The 19,374-nt window shown below is 63.0% G+C and carries 17 protein-coding genes and 1 tRNA gene; 9 read left to right on the forward strand and 9 right to left on the reverse strand.

All coding sequences use genetic code 11. The features are described 5' to 3' along the window. The first annotated feature begins 34 nt into the window (after positions 1-34). The 4 genes from AX756_RS14255 to AX756_RS14270 all read left to right on the forward strand — a co-directional run bounded on the left by AX756_RS14255 (position 35) and on the right by AX756_RS14270 (position 7,781). Entirely contained in the window at positions 35-1,858 is a 1,824-nt protein-coding gene (locus tag AX756_RS14255) for a sugar phosphorylase (protein ID WP_082739112.1), read from the forward strand. Positions 1,859-1,978: 120 nt separating this feature from the next. After that, positions 1,979-4,183, forward strand: coding sequence for a cyclic nucleotide-binding domain-containing protein (locus AX756_RS14260; RefSeq protein ID WP_068312650.1), 2,205 nt, complete (start codon positions 1,979-1,981; stop codon positions 4,181-4,183). A gap of 285 nt (positions 4,184-4,468) precedes the next feature. Further along, the gene (locus AX756_RS14265; RefSeq protein ID WP_068312653.1) at positions 4,469-5,413 is read left to right on the forward strand and encodes a FecR family protein; all 945 of its coding nucleotides are present in this window, start codon (positions 4,469-4,471) and stop codon (positions 5,411-5,413) included. A 148-nt stretch (positions 5,414-5,561) separates the two neighbouring features. Beyond that, positions 5,562-7,781, forward strand: a complete 2,220-nt coding sequence (locus AX756_RS14270; protein ID WP_068312656.1) for a CHASE2 domain-containing protein — start codon at positions 5,562-5,564, stop codon at positions 7,779-7,781. Here the strand turns inward: AX756_RS14270 and AX756_RS14275 are convergent. From AX756_RS14275 to AX756_RS14285, 3 genes are all read right to left on the reverse strand, one after another. Beyond that, complete coding sequence (locus AX756_RS14275; RefSeq protein ID WP_068312659.1) at positions 7,733-8,113, reverse strand: DUF3307 domain-containing protein; 381 nt, start codon at positions 8,111-8,113, stop codon at positions 7,733-7,735. The genes AX756_RS14270 and AX756_RS14275 overlap by 49 nt on opposite strands. A gap of 152 nt (positions 8,114-8,265) precedes the next feature. Then, a tRNA-His gene (locus AX756_RS14280) sits at positions 8,266-8,342 on the reverse strand. Between the two features lie 54 nt (positions 8,343-8,396). Beyond that, positions 8,397-9,314, reverse strand: a complete 918-nt coding sequence (locus tag AX756_RS14285; RefSeq protein WP_068312661.1) for a bifunctional helix-turn-helix transcriptional regulator/GNAT family N-acetyltransferase — start codon at positions 9,312-9,314, stop codon at positions 8,397-8,399. A gap of 116 nt (positions 9,315-9,430) precedes the next feature. Here AX756_RS14285 and AX756_RS14290 point away from each other — a divergent pair, with 116 nt between their 5' ends. Beyond that, positions 9,431-9,631, forward strand: coding sequence for a DUF6324 family protein (locus AX756_RS14290; RefSeq protein ID WP_068312664.1), 201 nt, complete (start codon positions 9,431-9,433; stop codon positions 9,629-9,631). On the opposite strand, the gene AX756_RS14295 is transcribed toward AX756_RS14290, so the two are convergent. Further along, positions 9,632-10,105: an MmcB family DNA repair protein gene (locus tag AX756_RS14295; protein WP_068312667.1), complete on the reverse strand. Its 474-nt coding sequence runs from the start codon at positions 10,103-10,105 to the stop codon at positions 9,632-9,634. 147 nt (positions 10,106-10,252) lie between these two features. On the opposite strand from AX756_RS14295, the gene AX756_RS14300 reads away from it, so the two are divergent. Further along, complete coding sequence (locus AX756_RS14300) at positions 10,253-10,687, forward strand: SRPBCC family protein (protein WP_068312670.1); 435 nt, start codon at positions 10,253-10,255, stop codon at positions 10,685-10,687. A gap of 378 nt (positions 10,688-11,065) precedes the next feature. On the opposite strand, the gene AX756_RS14305 is transcribed toward AX756_RS14300, so the two are convergent. From AX756_RS14305 to AX756_RS14315, 3 genes are all read right to left on the reverse strand, one after another. Then, a complete protein-coding gene (locus tag AX756_RS14305; protein ID WP_068312674.1) occupies positions 11,066-11,386 on the reverse strand; it encodes a hypothetical protein in 321 nt (106 codons plus the stop codon). A gap of 102 nt (positions 11,387-11,488) precedes the next feature. Further along, on the reverse strand, positions 11,489-12,514 hold the full coding sequence (locus AX756_RS14310; protein ID WP_231701065.1) for a glycosyltransferase family A protein: 1,026 nt from the start codon (positions 12,512-12,514) through the stop codon (positions 11,489-11,491). Between the two features lie 72 nt (positions 12,515-12,586). Further along, positions 12,587-14,191 (reverse strand): GMC family oxidoreductase, encoded by a 1,605-nt coding sequence (locus AX756_RS14315; protein ID WP_068312677.1) that lies wholly within the window; start codon positions 14,189-14,191, stop codon positions 12,587-12,589. 187 nt (positions 14,192-14,378) lie between these two features. Here AX756_RS14315 and AX756_RS14320 point away from each other — a divergent pair, with 187 nt between their 5' ends. Beyond that, positions 14,379-14,744 carry a hypothetical protein gene (locus AX756_RS14320; protein ID WP_068312681.1) on the forward strand — a complete coding sequence of 122 codons (366 nt, stop codon included), beginning with the start codon at positions 14,379-14,381 and terminating at the stop codon, positions 14,742-14,744. Then, a complete protein-coding gene (locus AX756_RS14325; RefSeq protein WP_068312684.1) occupies positions 14,741-15,379 on the forward strand; it encodes a DedA family protein in 639 nt (212 codons plus the stop codon). Before AX756_RS14320 ends, AX756_RS14325 begins: the two co-directional genes overlap by 4 nt. A gap of 15 nt (positions 15,380-15,394) precedes the next feature. Here the strand turns inward: AX756_RS14325 and AX756_RS14330 are convergent, their stop codons facing one another. Further along, complete coding sequence (locus AX756_RS14330; protein ID WP_068312686.1) at positions 15,395-16,264, reverse strand: S-methyl-5'-thioadenosine phosphorylase; 870 nt, start codon at positions 16,262-16,264, stop codon at positions 15,395-15,397. Positions 16,265-16,909: 645 nt separating this feature from the next. Between AX756_RS14330 and AX756_RS14335 the strand changes: the two genes are divergently transcribed. Beyond that, positions 16,910-18,466, forward strand: coding sequence for a SulP family inorganic anion transporter (locus tag AX756_RS14335; RefSeq protein WP_231701067.1), 1,557 nt, complete (start codon positions 16,910-16,912; stop codon positions 18,464-18,466). A 36-nt stretch (positions 18,467-18,502) separates the two neighbouring features. Here AX756_RS14335 and AX756_RS14340 read toward each other — a convergent pair whose 3' ends face one another. Further along, on the reverse strand, positions 18,503-19,183 hold the full coding sequence (locus AX756_RS14340; RefSeq protein ID WP_269432955.1) for a substrate-binding domain-containing protein: 681 nt from the start codon (positions 19,181-19,183) through the stop codon (positions 18,503-18,505). Positions 19,184-19,374 lie beyond the last annotated feature (191 nt).

Consider the following 19,374-nt stretch of genomic DNA (forward strand, 5'->3'; position numbering starts at 1 on the left):
GCATCACTGTTGGAACGACCCGGAGAGCGCCGACATGACCAAAGCCGCCAAACAATTTGCTGCCAAACTCGACACGCTGCTGGACCAGATTTATCCGCAGAGCGATATTCCCGCGCTGCGTCAGGAGATCCTCGAAGCCTTCTGGCCGGAAGGAACCGTGTACCGCACGCGCGCGCGGCCGCCGGGCAACAACATGTGGGACGAGACCGATACGCTCGTCATCACCTATGGCAATTCTATTGTCGATGGCGTGCACAAACCGTTGGACCTGTTGCGGCATTTTCTGGAGCAGAATGTCGCCGGTGTGATCAGCGGCGTGCATATCCTGCCTTTCTTCCCGTTCACCTCGGATGACGGCTTCGCGGTGACCGATTACCGGGCGGTCAACAGCGCGCTTGGAAGCTGGTCGGACATCACCCGCATCGCCGAAGAGTTCAAGCTGATGTCGGACCTGGTGTTGAACCATGTCTCCAGCTTCTCGACATGGTTCCAGGAATACCGGCAGGGGCACCCGCCCTTCGACAAGTTCTTCTTCGAGGCCTCGCCCGATGACGACCTGAGCGAGGTCGTGCGCCCGCGCACCTCGCCGCTGTTGCGCAAGGTCGATACCGCGATGGGCGAGCGCTATGTGTGGTGTACCTTCAGCCACGACCAGGTGGATCTCGATTTCACCAACCCCGAAGTGCTGCTCGAATTCCTGCGCGTGATGCGGCTGCATATCGACAATGGCGTGCGGATCATCCGGCTCGATGCCGTGGCCTTCATCTGGAAGCAGATCGGCACCAACTGCATCCACCTGCCACAGACCCACGCCATCGTGCGCCTGATGCGGCTGCTGATCGACTATGCTGACGAACGGGTCGTGCTGCTGACCGAGACCAATGTGCCCAATACCGAAAACCTCTCCTATTTCGGCAATATGAACGAGGCGCATGCGATCTATAACTTCTCGCTGCCGCCGCTGATCCTGCATGCGCTGCTGAACGGGACGGCACGAGAATTGAACCGCTGGCAGATGGCCATGCCGCCGGCCCAGATGGGATGTGCCTATCTCAACTTCACGGCCAGCCATGATGGCATCGGCATGCGCCCGGTCGAGGGGTTGCTCAGTCCGGAAGAGACCGACGAGATTGTCGATGCGGTCCGCTCTTTCGGTGGGCTGGTCTCCATGCGGTCCATGTCGGACGGCACGCAGAAGCCCTATGAGCTGAACATCACCTGGTTCGACGCCATGAAAGGTACGACCAAGGGCGAGGACGAATGGCAGCTGGAACGGTTCCTGTGTTCGCAGACCATCGTCATGGCGCTGGAAGGCTTGCCGGCCTTCTATATCCACGCCCTGCTTGGCACGCCGAATGACCGGGAAGGCGTGGAGAAGACAGGGGTCAACCGGGCGATCAACCGCCATCGCTGGGATTATGACGAGCTGCGAGAGAAGCTCGCCGACAGCGAGAGCACGCAGTCGCGCGTGCTGGAAGCGATGAAGCAGCGGATCGGGATACGGGTGAAGCAGAAGGCGTTCCACCCGAACGCGACCCAGTTCACGCTGCATCTGGGCGAGGAGCTTTTCGGCTTCTGGCGCCAGAGCCTCGACCGCGCCCAGTCGATGTTTGCCATTCACAACATGACCGATCAGGAAATCCGCATGCCCGTGCATTCGATCAACTTGATCGGCGGCGAGAACTGGCTGGACCTGATCTCCCGGGAAGAGATCTCTCCGTCTAGCGGCGAGATCGTCTTTGCGCCCTACCAATGCCGCTGGATCACGAACCGGGAAGGCAGCGGGCGGACGAAACGACCGGGGCGGAACCTGGGCAATCGCAAGGTGGTCTCGCCAACATCCGGTGCCGACTGGTAGCGCTGCTGCGACAGGTGATCTTCCGGTTCACACCGGAAGGCCGCTTTCCCTTCTGCCTTGCCCGAATGGGTTGCGGTGGATAGACGGAAATGGACCGAAGAGATTACCTGTCCGCTTTTTATGAAGAATATTGCTGAAACTCGCCGTGTTACGGCGCTTTTTCCCGAGATCGGGGCCGGAATCCTGGCGGGGTGTCTGGTGTCCCTCTTTGCCCTCTCCTTCGCCTATATCGTCTTCGGCGACGCCACGGTGCAGGGGCTTGTCGGCCAGGGTATCAAGGTTGCGTTGCTTGGCGCGCTGATCACCGCGCTGACAGCCTGTCTGCGCCGGCCATTCCTCGGCACGATGTGGCAACCCCAGAGCGCGGTCGCGATCGTGGTTGGCCTGGCATCGGCCGAGATCGTTGCCGGACCTGTCGGGCAGGAGCCGGAGGTCGCCTTCGCCTCGATCCTTGTCCTGCTCGCGGTTACGGCGGTGCTGACCGGCGCCTTCATGTTGCTGATCGGCCTTGCGCGCCTTGGGCAGATCGCAAAATCCGTGCCGTATCCGGTCGTGGGCGGCTTTCTTGCGGCGACCGGCTTCCTGCTGGTGCTTCGGGCGCTGGAATTCGGCAGCGGGGTCAATTCAGGCAAGATCGGGGAATTGCTCGCTGCTGACGCCATTCGTCAATGGTCGCCGCCTTTGCTTCTGGCCATCGCGATGTTGGCGGCTGAACGGTGGTTGAAACCTGCCTCGGTGCTCATGGCGGGCGCCCTTTGCGTCATCGCGGTCGTTCATGGCGGGATCTACCTGTCCGGAATGAGCCTGGCCGAGGCGAGCGCGGGCGGTCTCCTGATGGATGTTGCGCCAGTGTCAGGTGCGGGCGGTTGGCCGCTGAGCATCGCAACGCTCCGGCAGGCGGACTTGTCGGCGGTTCTGCAACAATACCCGCTGATCGGAACCGCGGCATTGCTTGCGGCGCTGGGCGCGCTGCTGAACCTCCCGGCCATCGAGTTTTCCAGTGGCGAGCCGATGGAGCTGGACGAAGAAATGCGGGTCGCGGGGTTCAGCAACCTTTGCGTCGGCCTGGTGGGCGGGCTGGTCGGCTACCAGTCCGCGACGCTGACCCAACTGGCCACGGGCCTGCGCGCGCCGCCCGGCCGGCTCGTCGCGGTGACGGCGGCGGCTGTTGTCGTGGCGGCCCTGGCGGCGGGGCCTGCGCTGTTCAACCTGTTTCCGCGCAGCCTCTTTGCACTGCTTCTGGCCTATCTGGGGCTGGGCTTCCTGCGCCGCTGGCTCGTCGACGAACGCGCGCGCCTGCCGCGGGAGGATTACCTCATCGTGTGGTTGATCCTCGTGGTCACGCTCCTGGCCGGTTTCGGCCTCGCGGTGGTGGCGGGGGTTGTCGTGGCCTCGATGCGTTTCACGGTCGCCTATTCGCGGCTTCCGGTGCTGCGCAGTTCCGTCACAGGCGCGATGAAGCTCTCATCCACGGAGCGTTCCGACCGGGCAACCCGTTGGCTCGTGGATCATGGTCACGAAACGCTCATCTTCGAGGCGCAGGGCTACATGTTCTTCGGCACAGCCAACACGCTCTACACGAGGGTCGACCGGGAAGTGGAACGCTGCCTGAAGGCCGGCATTCCGGTCCGTAATCTCGTGATCGACCTGCGCCGGGTGCAGGGTTTGGATGTCTCGGCGATCTACATGTTCGACCGCCTGGCGCGTCAGGCGCAGCGGCGCGGAGTGGGTGTGATCTTCGCCGGCCTCTCGAAAGGAACCAATGCCCATATCGCGCTCGGGATCGAACATGGCGAGACCGCATTCTTTCCCACGCTCGATGATGCCCTGATCGCGTTGGAAGAGGCCTCGCTGCTTCGCGCCATGCAAGAGGCGGAGGATCACGGGCTTGCCGTCTTCGAGGCGGGGTTCCGCAGCCTTCTCAACCGGATCGAGGCGGCCGGGGCCCCCGTGGATTTTCACCTCAAGGCGTTTCCCGCCGGTCATCGTCTCTTCCAGATGGGAGAGCCGTCCGACAGCCTCGTAGTGCTCGAATCCGGCCGGCTATATGCGACGGTTCGCGATGGGGAAGCACCGGCCGAGCGGGTTGCCACCTTCCTGCCGGGCTCCGTGGTTGGCGAGATCGGCCTGGTGACGGGCGGGGCGCGGACGGCGTCCGTCGTGGCGGAGACGGATTGCACGATGCGGATTGTGACGCGCGCGGAACTGCAGGCGCTGCGCAGCTTCGACCCGGCGCTTGCGCTGGAACTCACCGAGCGGATCTCGGAGTTGATCGCCCGACGGCTGGCCCGAACGACGTCGCTTCTGCATGCGGTCACCCGCTGAGCGGGATCGGCACAATTTCTCCGCGGGCCACGCGAATTGATCCGAAAAGGTTAAAAAATCCTTGCCAAGCGGCGGTGAAATTGCCGATCCTTGCCGTGTTTAAGAGCAAAACATGCGTGTAAATTAGTATCGACGCGGGTCCGGGAGCATTTTGGCTTTCCGCGCGTCAGTAGGACGAGGATAATGGTAAGGAATTTTATGCGGCTATTGGCCGTTGTTGTTATATTTTGTCTGGTTTTTTCAGCTTCGGCAAACGCCCAGATCGGCAGAGTGATTGATGTCCGGATGGGCGCAACGCTCACGACCGGCGGCAAGGATCTCCGGATCACCCGCGGAATGGGGCTCGATCAAGGCGATGTCATCCGAACCAAGACGAACGGCGTTGTGCAACTTCAGCTCAGCGATGGCACCAAGCTGGTTGTCGGGCCGCGCTCCCGTCTGGTTCTGGACGCGGTCCTGATGCGCGGCAACCAACGCGCCAGCCGCGTGGCAGTGACGGCGGTGGCGGGTAGCTTTCGCTTCATCTCCGGCAACAGCGCCAACAAGGCCTATTCGGTGACCACGCCGACGGCCACCATGGGGGTGCGCGGCACTGCCTTCGATTTCCATGTGGCGCGCGAGCGGACGACGATGGTGACGCTGCAAGGGCTGGTGCGCATGTGCAGCGGGGGCTCCTGCGCCGACGGTGTGCAAGGCTGCCGGCCGCTGCTGAGTTTGCCGGGCGGGGGCGTTGGTACGCCGGGCACGGCGCGCGGCGCGACGCGATCCCTGGCGAATGGTTTTCCCTTTCTGACGGTTCAGAAACGTTTGCACCCGGCCTTCCGGCTCAACGTTTCGGCCTGCGAACAGGTTACGCGCAAACCCTTGCATGAACAGGGGCGCGAGAGCAGCGATCGGGGCAATTGGACCCGTTCGGGGCTGGTTGCGAACGAAGATGCGGATCCGGTTCCGGAGCCGGAAGTCGCCGCCGATCCCGCGCCGAGTCCGGAACCGACCCCGGAGCCAAGCCCCGCGCCGAGCCCGCAACCGACTCCGTCACCGCAGCCCACCCCCGAGCCAACACCTGAACCCACGCCGGAACCCACGCCGGAACCCACACCGGAGCCAGAACCGGAGCCGACGCCGGAGCCCGAGCCCGAACCTGAACCGGAGCCCGAACAGGAGCCGGAAACCGGGCCGGGGCCGGGAGATTTTGACGACGGTTGCGGCGGCTGCGAGAGCGCAAGCTGAAGAGTGAACGCGTGATTTCGGAGCAGCAGCACTCGCCTCAGATAGGTTTGAAGCATTGGCAGTGAAGAATGGGCGCCGCTCCACGAAAGCGGCCACGCGGTAGCGTATCCCGTTTCTCGATTTCAGGACAAAAAAGGAGGCATTTTTCGTGTCGCGAAGCCAAAGGGACCGATCCAGGTCGGAACGCAGAAAAATCCTGCTGCTCGGGCTGGTCCTGATCGTTCTGGCAATGCTTGTCAGGGTTGCCGATCCGTTGCCGCTTCGCAATTTGCGGCTGTCCTATTTCGACTACCTGCAAACGCTGTCTCCGCGCGCAGCAGTGGATCTTCCGGTGCGGGTGGTCGATATCGACGAGGCGTCGCTGTCCGAATTCGGCCAATGGCCGTGGCCGCGTAGCTATTTTGCCGATCTGCTGGACCGGCTCGATGCGCTCGGGGCGGCCGTGGTCGCCTTTGACGTTCTGTTCGCCGAACCGGATCGCTACTCCCCTGCAAATCTTGTCCGCGACCCCGCGATCAGGGATGCGCTGGGCAGCGATCTGTCGCTGGGAGCCTTCGACAATGACCAGCGGCTGGCGGAGGCCATGTCCGGGCGCGCGGTGGTGCTTGGGGTCGCAGCCCGGGAGGGGAAACCGGCGGAGGTCATCCCACCGAAAGCCGGGCTGGTAGAGATCGGCGAGCAACCCGCCACAGGGCTGTTCGAAATGACGGCGACCACACCCCTTGCCCCGCCCCTTGGCGCGGCGGCGGCCGGCATTGGCGGTATCAACATCGCGCCGGGCCTGCATTCCGGCACCATTCGCCAGGTGCCGCTGCTCTGGCGGGGGCCGACCGGCCCTATGCCGGGGCTGGCGCTGGAGGCGCTTCGGCTTGCCCTGGGCGAGACGACGATCTTTCTCGATGGAGTGCCGGGGCTGGCCGGCGCCGTGCAATTGATAGGCCTTGGGCCGTTTCAGATTCCGACCGATCCCAATGGCCAGATCTGGGTGCGCTACCGACCGAACGATCCGGCGATGTATGTCTCTGCGCGCGACATCTTGCAGGGCGGCGACGAGGATTTGCTGCGGCCCTTTCTGGAGGGGCATATCGTTTTCGTGGGAACCTCGGCGGCCGGGCTTCTGGATACGCGCAGCACCGCGCTCGGAGAGACGGTGCCGGGCGTTTCCATCCATGCCCAGATCGTGGAACAGATCCTGCAGGGCGAGATGCTGCGCCGTTCGGACCTGATGGCGGGGCTGGAGATGATCGCCTTCCTGCTGCTCGGTGCTTCTGTCACGCTGGTTTGCCGGCGCTCCGGTGCCGGCGCGATGCTGTTGGCGGGGGCCGCGCCGGGGTTGCTGGTTGTCCTGACAAGCTGGTGGGCGTTCCGTCACCTGGGCATCCTCTTTGATGCCACTTTCCCGTTGCTGGGCGGGGCGACGAATTTTGCGATCCTGCTGGCCTGGCGGTTTCTGGTCGTGGATCGGGACAAGCGGCAGATCCGCCGGTCATTCTCCTATTACGTCTCGCCCGAAGTGCTGGGCGAGATCGAGGCCGGGGGGCACAAGCTGGAACTTGGCGGCGTCAACCGCGAGGTGACGGTGCTTTTCTCCGATATCCGAGATTTCACCCCGTTGAGCGCGGGTTTGCCGCCGCAGGCACTGGTGTCGTTTCTCAATGGGCTGTTCACCGAACAGGGCGCGGCGATTCTCGAACAACAGGGTACGATCGACAAGTTCATCGGCGATGCGATCATGGCCTTCTGGAATGCGCCCCTCGACATTCCCGATCATCCGCTCAAGGCCGCGCAGGCAGCACTCGGTATGCGGGCCCGGCTCAAGCCGTTCAATGAGCGGCAGATCTGGGCAGGGCGGTTGCCCATCGCCATGGCCGTCGGCTGCGCGCGTGGCGAGGTTTGCGTGGGCAATATCGGCGCGCGACAGCGGTTCAACTATACCGTGATCGGCGAGGCTGTGAACGCCGCCGCGCGGATCGAGAGCAGTTGCCGCCGGCTGGATTACGATATCGCTGTCTCCGCCGATGTCGCAGCCTCGATCGGTGATCGCCTCGCGCTGCTTCCGGCGGGCGCGCCCGCGCTCAAGGGGATCTCCGAAAGGTCGGATCTCTACATTGTTGTCGGCGATGGCCACGTTGCCTCAAGCCCTGCCTTCGATGCGCTGTCGCAGGCTCACACGGAACTTCTGACGGAGTTGCGCGCGGGCCAGGACGCGCTGCGGGCCGTGGCAAATTGCTTGGAGCTTTCCCATGACGTCGATCCGGGTCTTGAGCGGTTTTACATGGCCATTCCGAAACGGGTCGATGATTTCTGTGGCATCGGGGATCAGCCTGCGGTCGGTACCAGCAACCAGATGGCGGCGATCACGATATAGCTCGCCTGGTGAAGCGCCTGGTCCACGCCGATCGCATGCCAATATCCCGCATCGGCCGATGTCAGGTTCCGCTCTGCCAGCACACGGCCCTTGCCCCAGTCGATATGGTAATGGACGACGAATTCGCCGATCAGGATCAGGGCAAGCGCGCTCGGCCCGATACCGAAGACCAACAGCACCAGTGCGGTCCCAAGGATGTGGACAAGGCAATGCAGTGCGCGGCCCGGATGCAGGTAGCGGCTGCGCGCGGACAGCATGAACCCATTCTGCAGGTAGAAATCGGCGAACAGCTGCTTGATCTGCAAGGCGAGCAAGAAAAGAAGCTCCTGCATGGCTGTCTCCGGGTGTCCGTATTTCCTCGGTTCTGTCTAGGCCCGACGAGGGTTGCATTCAATGAAATGCCAAGGATTGCAGGGACGCGGCCTTCAGGCCCACGTGAACCGGGTCTGGTGATGTCGGAGGGCAAGGTGATGTGGGAGCTTGATGGTACCGCCTCCCTGGCTTGAACAGGGGACCTCTGGATCCACAATCCAGCGCTCTAACCAACTGAGCTAAGGCGGCACAGGGCGGTCGTTTATCCTGAGAGGGAGAAGGGTGCAAGACCCTTGGTGCAAGTTAGAAGCGGATTTCCCAGGTTTGGTTCACGACATGCTGCCCAAAGGCGTGCTCGGCCTGTTCGTTTACGCAGTGAAACCCCTGTTCGGCATAGAGCGCACAGGCGGCCTCGAGGCTTTTCTGGGTCCACAACGTCATGCCCTTATACCCTGTATCGCGCGCATGGCGCATGCAGGCGGATACGAGCGCGCGGCCGAGACCCAGGCCACGGGCGGTGGGCTCGACGAACAGTACGCGCAGCTTGGCCAGTTCCGCGTCATGGCGGGTACACAGGACAGAGCCGAGCCGCGCACCGCCCTTCGTGGCTGCGATCCAGCCGCGCTCGAATCGCCGGTCCCGGTTGGTCAGGAAATCCGCCAGGATCTGTGCAACGACAGGCTCGAAATCTGCGTTGAATCCGTATTGTTCCGCATAGAACTCCGCATGGCGCTGAATGATCCAGCCGGCATCGCCGGGTGTCATCTCTCGCAAGACGGGTGTTTCCGTGGTCCTGTCTTCTTGCAGGAACAACTGGTCGATCTTGTCCATCGCGGCCAACAGCTCCGACCGCGATACGGAGGACAGCTCCTCCAGACGTTCTCCAACCGCCTTTCGGGCCGCGGCGCGAAACGGCGCGAGCTGCGCAAGACCGGAGGGGGTGATCAGAAGGCGCCGCCGCCGCGCGTCCTTCGGGTCCGGATGGCGTTCTATCCAGCCCTTCGCCTCGAAGCGCCTGAAAAGGCGGCTGGCATAGCCCTCGTCCAAGCGGAGCGAGCTCGCGATCTCCCGTGCCGTGCTGCCGCTCTCGCCGCTGTCGATATCCTGCAGCAGCCGGACTTCGGCCAATGACAGGCCGCTCTCCAGAAAACTGGAATCCAGCAACCCTATGGCCTTCGTATAGGCGCGGTTGAAGGCGCGGATCCGGTCAATTTCGTCCATGATGATCCTCCAACCCAAGTTTCGGAATATTTACTTGCCATAGTCAAGTAAATTCCCGCCCTTGCTCATTCCGTTTCGGCGGGCTAGGCAATGCCGCATTTACGAAGGAGCCCTCGATGAGCATCGACAAGGAAAGCGATATTTCTGCCAATATCCAGATCGGTCCGACGACTTTGGGTATGGTGCGCATCTATATCGAGGGCGACGGGCTTGAATTGCCGCTCGATTTCGAGCCCGAGGAAGCCGAGGAAATTGCCGAGGAACTTCGTGCTGCCGCTGAGCGCGCGCGGCAGATGTCCAAGGGCAAGAAGGGGTAATCAGACCTCGTCGATCAGCGCCCGCACGCCCGGGTCGCGAAAGGCCTGCAGTCGGCGCGCGGCATGGCGGGCAAATTTCCGGGTCATGACCTTGCGACGGGCGGCGGCGAGCTTCGTTTCCGGCCCTATCCGCTGGATCTCGGCATCATAGGCATCGGCCATGATCAGCCCGGTTTCCGGCGGCAGCAGGTCGGTTGGAAATTCGCCGTCCACGGCCCAGAAAAACCGGTCGCACCATTCCAGGTAGTCCTGCCATTTCTGATCGGCGCGAAAATCCGCCCGGCTCGATTTACACTCCACGATCCAGATCTCCCCCTTTGACCCGAGCGCCATGACATCGACCCGCAGACCGGCTGTCGGCACGAGTTCCTCGACTGTCACGAAATCCAGGCTGGCCAGATGACGGCACACGCCGCGGGCCAGGAGTTGTCCCGGCATCAGGCTGTCGAGTGGAGAGATAGGGGTATCGGTCATATTGGCAGTGTGAACAATCCATGAACACTTGGCAAGGAATCGGAGAGCGACCTTGCAATAGAACCCAGCGGCGGGACAAGATCGCAGCGAAACAACAACCGGGCGAAGGCTGCGCTTTTGACAGTGGCCCGGTAGGGGAGCGGTTTCATGAGCGGCCTGAGCATTCGCAAGACCATCTATCTCGACGCGACCCCGGAGCGGGTCTGGTCCTTCCTGACAGAGCCCGAGCGGCTCGCCAAATGGTTCCACCCATCGCAGGCGCCACTGTCGGAAGGGGAGGACTACGTGCTGACGGATGTCGGCTCGGGCCAGGAATTGATCCGCGGTCGGGTTCTGTCTGCGCAGCCGCCGCATGGCCTCCACCTCACATTCGAGATCCCGCCACTGCAGGGGCGCGACACTGAAATTCGCTGGACGCTGGAGGTGCTTCCCGGCGGCACGCGCCTTTCGCTGGAGCATGACGGGTTGCCGGACGGGGAGGGGGCGTTCGGCTTGATCCTCGCTCTGGACGAGGGATGGGACGCACATCTGGGCGCGTTGCGGCTCAATGTTCCCGACGTGGAGCCCGAAAAAACAAACTGATCCCTTGCCGTGAGCGTCGCGGGTGCCTATGTCCGGCTCTGGCGGATCTGTCCTTCTCGTGCCGGGGCCAAATTCCAGTGGCCTTAAGCAATTCCGAGGGAGCTGGCTCTGTTCGGACCTTGGTTCGTTTACCTGGCGCCCACCTGTAAAAACAGGTCCTCGGGAATGAAACGCCCTCACGGCTGCGCACGGTCCCCGCCACGCTTCTCGCCCCGAAACCCGTCCCGCGCGGACAGGTTTCGGGCGCGGGGCAAGCGAAACCTCTTCAAGCATTTGTTTTATTTGTGTGAACCATGACGGTTCTTTTTGCGCCGCGCAGCGGCGCCACCGCCGCTCGAGCTCTGCTCGGCGGCAAGCCCCGCCGTGCAACAGGCGATGTCAGGAGGTCTGTTCGTCCACCCGCACTGCAATGCGGCCGTCTTGGGGGACCGTGGGGGTGTCAAAGGCGATGCGCTTGCCGCGGCCGGCATCGTTGTCATCCTCGCTCATGCGCATGATAGCGATGCCGAACTGTACCCCGGCAAATACGACACCGTTGAAGATGAAGAGCATCACCACCGCGATCCAGCCACCACTCGTATGCGTCACTAGGTGCCACAAATTGGCGACATTCAGAGACAGCAGCAATGTCACGAAAACCGCCGAGAGCAGGTAACCGATGATGACCTGACGAATGTAAAGGCGGACGAGTTTCGGCATTGCAAATCCTTTTCGCTCAACTTGCTGCAGGACAGCATAGCGCATGCATGTCCAAAGACAAAATGAAAAAATTGAATATGTTCGGTGCCACTGTACGCGCCGCTACCGCATCCAGAGCTTGGCCTTCTTGATCCTGTTGCGCAGTTTCTGCTCCGGCCAGGGTAGATTCTCGCGGTCGAACATCGCCCGGACCCTCTCGCCTTTTCCTTGATAGATCATGCGTTTGAAGGGGTCATGTTCCTTCAGCGCCTTCTTGATCCAGTTCGGGCGGGAGACCTCTTCCAGAACCTCGACAACCCGGTCGCTTTCGCGGGCATAAAGCAGGGGCAGCAACCGCCAATGGCAAGTGGCGGAGCCATCGAGCGGCGCCAGTTCCGGACCCGGACGGCCTCCGCCAAAGGAATGAATCACCAGTGGTAGGGCCACCTGGTCGAGCCAGGGATCGAGCTTCTGGCATATCAGCTCGGGCGGCGGATCCGAGCGGATCGAGCGGGCATATTCGAGGAAGCGCGCGCCGAACTCCGCCGGATCGCGGTAAAAGAACCAGCCGGCGTTGAAATAGAGATACCGGCGCCAGAATTCGTCCGGCTCCGACAAATCGAGCGAGCTTTCGAAATCCAGCCCGAAGCGGTCATAGAGCGATTTCCAGATCGCGCTGTGGCCCGGCCCGTAAAGCTCGATCTCCGGCCAAGTCCCCTCGCGCCGCATCGAGGCCGAGGGCCGGTCGAAATCGAACGGGATATCCGAGAGCGCGCCGGTGATCAGCGTGTCGCTGTCCAGAAACAGGAAAGGCTCCCCCGCAGGCAACGCAGCAAGTGCCTCGATCTTGTTTCCCTGCGGATAGGAGGCGCCGAAATGGGCGGCGTGAAAGGGCTGGATCTCTGCGCCGAGCCGCAGCAAGGCCTCCCGCGTCTCTTCGCCCTGTATGCGCGGGTCCTCCGGCCATGCGCCGCCGGGTTGCGGCTCCAACAGGATCAACCGTCCGCGAAAGCCGGGATCGCAGGCCCTGAGCGAGGCTGCCAGCAAAAGCGCCTCGTATTGCAACCGTCCGCCCTGGGCGATGGCGGCGATGTTGAAGGGGGGGCGCGGGTCTGTGTCGGTCATCTGCACCGGGGTGTCTGGCGTCATCTTCGCCAGTTGTGGCATCTTCGCGGTTGGAAAGACATGGCGAACCGCGGCTTGTGCGCATTTTCTGACGCCCTAGGGCGCGACCTTTCCCTGCAGGATATCCGCCGCATTGGCGGCGATCATCACCGTGGGCGCATTGGTGTTGCCAGCGGGAATGCGTGGCATGACCGAGGCGTCGATCACCCGCACCCCCTCAACCCCACGCAGCCGCAGGCTCGGGTCCACCACGGAATGCGAGTCCGCTCCCATGCGGCAAGTGCCGACGGGGTGATAGATCGTCTCGGCATGCGCACGGATATGGGCCGCGATCTCCGGCTCCGCCTCCAGCCGCCTCGGCGGCGTGACCCGCCCGCGCCGATGTGCGGAGAGCGCCGGGCTCTCCATCAACGCCTGCGCGATACGGAAAGCGTCGATCATGGTCTCCTTGTCGATGGAATGGCTGAGATAGGCCGGGTCGATCCTCGGTGCGGCCATGGGCGAGGGGCCATTCAGCCCGATAAAGCCGCGGCTCTCCGGCAGCAGGTCACAGACATGCAGCGTGTAGCCATGGCCATATTTGAGCTTGCGCCCGTGATCGAGCAGATAGGCCGGCAGGAAGTGGAATTGCAGGTTCGGCCGCTCCCGCTCCGGGCGCGAACGGGCAAATCCCCCCGCCTCGGCGACGTTGCTCGTCAACATGCCAGAACGATGACGCAGGTAACGCCACCCTTCGGCAATTCCGCGCGGCAGCAGCGACGCGGCCAGCCCGATCGGGGTGCGGGAATTGGCCGAATGCATCAGCGTGACATCAAGATGGTCCTGCAGGTTGCGCCCAAGCTCGGGCAGGTCGTGCAGGACTTCAACGCCACTACGTTGCAACTCCGCGCCCGGCCCGATTCCGGACAGCATCAGGAGCTGCGGGGAATGCACCGCGCCCGCGCAGAGCAACACCTCCCCGCCCGGTCGGAGGGTCAGTTCACGCTCCCCATCTGCATGGCGCAGGCGGATGCCGCGCGCCCGCCGCCCGGAAAAATCCACGCGCATTACATGGGCATTGGAGAGGATGTCGAGATTGCTGCGCTCCCGGGCCGGTTCGAGATAGGCGCGGGCGGCGCTACACCGTTTCCCCTTGCGTTGGGTTACCTGGAAAAGGCCCAGCCCTTCCTGCACCGCGCCGTTGAAATCGTCGTTCGGGAGCAGTCCGATCTGCCGTCCGGCGTCGGCAAACGCGCGGCTGACCGGGTTGGGCGAGGGCAGGTCGCTGACGGTCAGCGGGCCATCCGCCCCATGATCCTTGGAAGCGCCGAACCGCCCGTTGGCCTCGGCGGCGATGAACAGCTCTCGCGCCCGATCCCAACCCCAGAGCGCCGTGCCCGTGGCCCGCTCCCAGCTCTCGTAATCCGCCCTGTGTCCGCGACTGTAGATCATCGCGTTGACCGAGCTGGACCCGCCCAGCGTCCGCCCGCGCGGCCAGTAAAGCCGCCGGCCGTTCAGTTCCAGTTGCGGCTCGGTCTCAAGGTTCCAGTTGATGCCGCGCATATGGGCCAGCACGGCCAGTCCGAGCGGAATGTGGATGAAGAGTGAGCGGTCGGGCGGTCCGGCTTCTATCAGGGCTATGCGGCGCGTGCCGTCCGCGCTCAGCCGGTTGGCCAGAACGCAGCCCGCAGACCCGGCACCGACAATGATATAGTCGTACACGTCCCTTCCTCCCTGACCGGTCGTGCTGGCCGACGATTGCAGCCCAACAGCGCGACCGATAGCGGGACGTCACGTCACCCGAGACGGGGCGCTTTTTTCCCGGTGGACAAAAACATGCGCATTCTTCCGACGGAAAATACCCGGATCCGCGTATGATCGGGTAACAGCAAGCAGCGGGGCGGGCCTGATGATATCAGCCGTGCGGTATTTCATCTCGAAACAGCCGGTGGTTTTCGGCATCTGCGTGGTGGCAAGCCTGTTCGCGCTGTTTTTCGCTGTCCAGTTTCTCGCCCATTTCATCTGGATGCAGGATCCGGCAAATCGCGACCAAAGTCTCGAAGGGTGGATGCGGCCCCGCTACGTGGCAATGTCCTGGCATGTGCCGCCGGATGTTGTCCGCGATGCGCTGGAGCTCGGGCCGCCGCCGAAGGAGCGGGGCAGGGAGCCGCTGACCATGGCCGATATCGCCGCGGCGCAAGGCGTCAGCCTTGAGCAACTCACCGCGCGGGTGGCGCTTGCAGTTGAAGAGTTCCGCAAGAGGCACGACAGATGATCGATACGCTTCTTGCCCTCGTACCGTTTTACGGACTGTTCCTGATCGCGGGCGTGGTGGCGGTGTCCTGCCTCGCGGTTCCGCTGCCGTCCTCCATGCTGGTCATGGCATCTGGGGGCTTCGCCGCGGCTGGCGATCTGGTGTTGTGGCAGGTGATTGTCGTGGCTTTCGTCGGTTTCGTCCTTGGCGACCAGACCGCATTCGGCATTGCGCGCTGGGGTGGCCCGAAGCTGCTCGACAGGCTCAAGGGGCGTTCGGGAACCGGGGCGGCCATTCTGCGGGCGGAGTCGCTGGTGGAGAATTGGGGAGCGGCGGCTGTTTTGCTGAGCCGCACAGTGATCAGCCCGCTGGGACCATGGACGAGCTATATTGGCGGGGCTGCGGGGCTGGGGTGGCTGCCCTTCACGCTCGCGGCGATCATCGGAGCGGCGCTTTGGTCGAGCGCCTATGCGAGCCTGGGCTATATCTTCGCGGACCAGATCGCGAACATTGCCTCGATGATCCTGAACGGCGCGGGGTTCATCCTTGCTGCGATGGTCGCGTTCGGTTCCGGCTGGTGGCTCTGGCGGAGTTGGAAGGCCATGCGCGCGGAGCTGCGCATGGCGCAGGCCGAAAAAACGGGCGCGGGAAAGTAGCCGTGGAAGGGCGGTTCAGAGCATCCGTCTGGCAACCGCATCCAGTTTCGCCAGCAGCGCAGGGTCACGCTTCTCTGGCGCCGTCATCAGCGCGTTCTCCAGGGCGCGGTCGCAGCCATGCTCGCAGGTGCTGCGCGCGGCTGTCAGCAGGGCGGGCAGGCGGGCAATCATGCCGCGGGCCTTCTCCGAATTGCCGATCAGCGTGCGGATGATCTCGGTCACCTCCACCTCGCCATGGTCGGGGTGCCAGCTGTCGTAATCAGTGACCATGGCGACGGAGGCATAGCAAAGCTCTGCTTCTCGGGCGAGCTTGGCCTCGGGCATATTGGTCATGCCGATCACGTCGCAGCCCCATTGCTCCCGATAGAGCTTCGATTCCGCGAGCGTGGAGAATTGCGGACCTTCCATGGCCAGGTAGGTGCCACCGGGATGTACCGTGATGCCCTGCGCCAGAGCGGCGTCGAAACAGGCCTTGCCGAGCCGCTCACAGGTGGGGTGGGCAACGCTGACATGGGCGACGCAGCCGGTTCCGAAGAAACTCTTCTCGCGGGCAAATGTCCGGTCGATGAACTGGTCGACGATCACGAAATGCCCCGGCGCCATCTCCTCTCGGAAGGAGCCACAGGCCGAGACGGAAATGACATCCGTCACCCCGAGCCGCTTGAGCGCATCGATATTGGCCCGGTAGGGAACGGAGGTCGGCGAATGCACATGGCCGCGCCCGTGCCGTGGCAGGAACGCCATTCTTACGCCCTCCAGGGTGCCGGTCAGGATCTCGTCCGACGGTGCGCCCCAAGGCGTCTCGACGGCTTGCCAACTTGCATCTTCCAGCCCGTCGATCTCGTAGAGGCCGCTGCCCCCGATCACTCCGATCATCGTATCCATGGCCTGTCTCCCGAGGCAGTGTCGTTCGCGGCGAACCTAGTGCACAGTTTGGAGTGATGGAAGTACCGCATGCCGGGCTGATCTGGGGCAATCGCAACCGGAAAGCGCCGGTTCACATGCCGAAATGCGCCGTCAAAGAACGCCGAAGGAGGGGGCATTGCCCCCCCCCGCGCCCGCACGAGCGCTCCCCCTCGGGTATTTTCGGACAGAAGACGTGTGTGTGCGTGTCTGTTTCATCTTTTCCGAATTGCCTCTTCCGGAGGCACGATCCAAGGGATCGTCCCTGTCCGCTTCGCAGCGGAGTTCAAGTCAGCATGTCAGATGTTTGTGCAGCGTCTCTTTCGAAGATCTCGTGCGCCCATGAAGCATTGAGGCGGGCAAGACTTGCTGTCGATGAAAGAGAGCTATGCATTGAATGCATGACGGGTTCCCGCCTGGGTTCCTTCTGCGACGTGGTATCTTCTGATAGCGCCAACCGGATGCGTGCTGCGGCAATCCGGCGCGTCAGGAGATCCGCCTGCGGCCGTCCCGAGCGTGACGTGTGCTGCAGCATCTGAACAGCGAACGAGGCCCCGCTTGACCCGAACCATTATGGCAGCTTTTGCCCCCAAGAATTACCTTGCCCAGTTTTCGTCCGGCGAAACGATGAACTCCGCGCGGCTGCGCACCGAGATCCTCGCGGGCCTGACGGTCGCGCTGGCGCTGGTGCCAGAGGCGGTTGCCTTTGCCTTCGTCGCCGGCGTGCATCCGCTCGTGGGGCTTTACGCGGCCTTTATCGTTGGTTTGATCACGGCGTTGATCGGCGGTCGTCCGGGCATGATTTCGGGTGCAACCGGCGCGTTGGCGGTTGTGATGGTTTCGCTGGTGGCCGAACACGGGGTGGAATACCTCTTCGCGACTGTCGTGCTTATGGGGATCATACAGATTCTGGCGGGCATCTTCCGGCTGGGCAAATTCATTCGGCTGGTGCCGCATCCTGTGATGCTCGGATTCGTCAACGGGCTCGCCATTGTTATCTTCCTGGCCCAGATGACGCAGTTCCAGGTGCCGGGTACGGCCGAGGCCTCGGGCCATGGCATGGCGGGGGGCGAATGGCTCTCGGGGCTTCCGCTCATCATCATGCTGGCGCTTGTGGCGCTGACCATGGCAATCGTCTGGGGCCTTCCCAAACTGACCAATGCCATACCTGCGCCACTTGCGGGGATCGCCATCACGGCCGCGATCGTGATCGTCTTTGGTATCGACGTGCCGCGTGTCGGTGACATGGCGTCCATCGAGGGCGGATTGCCGATGCTCCACATTCCCAGTGTGCCACTGACCTGGGAAACGTTTCAGATCATCCTGCCCTATTCGCTCATCCTAGCCGCCATCGGCCTGATCGAGAGCCTGTTGACGCTCAATCTCGTGGGCGAGATCGTGCATGAGCGCGGCGGTGCCAGCCAGGAATGCGTGGCCCAGGGCCTGGCCAATACCGTGACCGGTTTCTTCGGTGGCATGGGGGGCTGTGCGATGATCGGCCAGTCGATGATAAACGTGAAATCCGGTGGCCGCACGCGCCTCTCGGGGCTGTCGGCTGCGCTGTTCCTGCTTGCCTTTATCGTTGTTGCCGCGCCGCTGATCGAACAGATCCCGTTGGCGGCGCTCGTCGGCGTGATGTTCATGGTCGTGATAGGCACCTTCGCGTGGAAGTCGCTGACGATCATGCGCAAGGTGCCGCTGACCGATGCCGTGGTGATCGTGCTGGTAACGGTCGTGACCGTGATGACGGATCTTGCCACGGCGGTTGTCGTTGGCGTGATCGTCTCCGCGCTGGCCTATGCATGGGAGAGCGCCTCCCACATTCATGCCAAGACCTACAAGACGCCCGAGGGCGCCAAGGTCTACCAGATCCAGGGTCCGCTCTTTTTCGGTTCTGCGCATGGTTTCACCGAGATTTTCGATCCGGCGAACGACCCGCAGCGAGTGGTGATTGATTTTGCCGAAAGCAAGGTGGCCGACCAGTCGGCATTGACCGCGATCGAGGCGCTGGCGGGAAAATACGAGCAGGCCGGCAAGAAACTTGAACTGCGCCATCTGAGCCATGATTGTCACAAGTTGCTGAGCAAGGCTGGGCAGCTCATCGTGGATGCAGATGACGATCCCGATTACGCCATTGCCGCGAACTATTCGGTTCGGACTGGGGTTCTGCACGCAGGGCACTGACCACGGCTCGGGCGTCTTGCGGGGAGATGCCAGGGGTCATGGGGTGATCGGCGGTCGGGTCGAGGCGCGCAAGTTCAACGCGACCGGGCCGATGATCTGCTGCGACGCGCGGTCCGCGCCGTCGCAGAGCTGTTCCAACATACCGACGATCGCCCGGCCAGCGTCCCGGATGGGTGCGCGGGTGACTGTCAGCGGGGCAGAAAAGCTGGCCGTCGAAAGCCCCGACAGGTCGTCGTCATGGCAGACAAGCGAGATGTCGCGCCCCAGCGTCAGCCCGGCGTTGTGAATGGCCCGTTCCGCGCCGAGCGCGAGGTGGACCGAGGAGCCGAGTGCAGCCGATACTCCGGTATCCAGCGCCGCATGCATGCATCGATAGCCCTCCTGCTCGGTCATGGGAACTTCCGAAATCGGGGTCTGGGCGCGCACGAGGCCATTCAACCCGGCGAGGAAACCGTCGCGGCGCATGATCGAGAAGATGGCATCCGCCCGGCCGTTCAGCAGTGCGATCTTGCGGTGCCTAAGCTGCATGAGAAGCTCGGTGGCGTGTTGGAAGGCGCCGAAATTGTCGATTTCGTAAAAGGCATGATCGGGTTCCGGGGCCGTTCCACCATGAACGACGAAGGGCACGCCGAGCCGTTCCAGGAACTCGGCGCGGGAATCTCCAAGCAGCGGTCGTGTCATGATGAACCCATCGACCTTGCAGACCCACCTTGGCACGTTGATGACGTCGGGGGGCGGTCACATCATCAACGCCAGCGGAATAAGAGAACTCCGTGCCGGGAAGTGCTGAGACAGGCGGCGTGGCGCATGGTATGTGTCTCACCATGCGGGTGTCACCACTCAACTCATTGATTTCGGAGATGACCTGCCCCCCGGAAAGTCCCTCACCGTAATGTAGAGTCTGCCCA

This window comes from Aliiruegeria sabulilitoris (genome assembly GCF_001558155.1).
In the GTDB taxonomy this organism is placed as follows: Bacteria; Pseudomonadota; Alphaproteobacteria; order Rhodobacterales; family Rhodobacteraceae; genus Tropicimonas; species Tropicimonas sabulilitoris.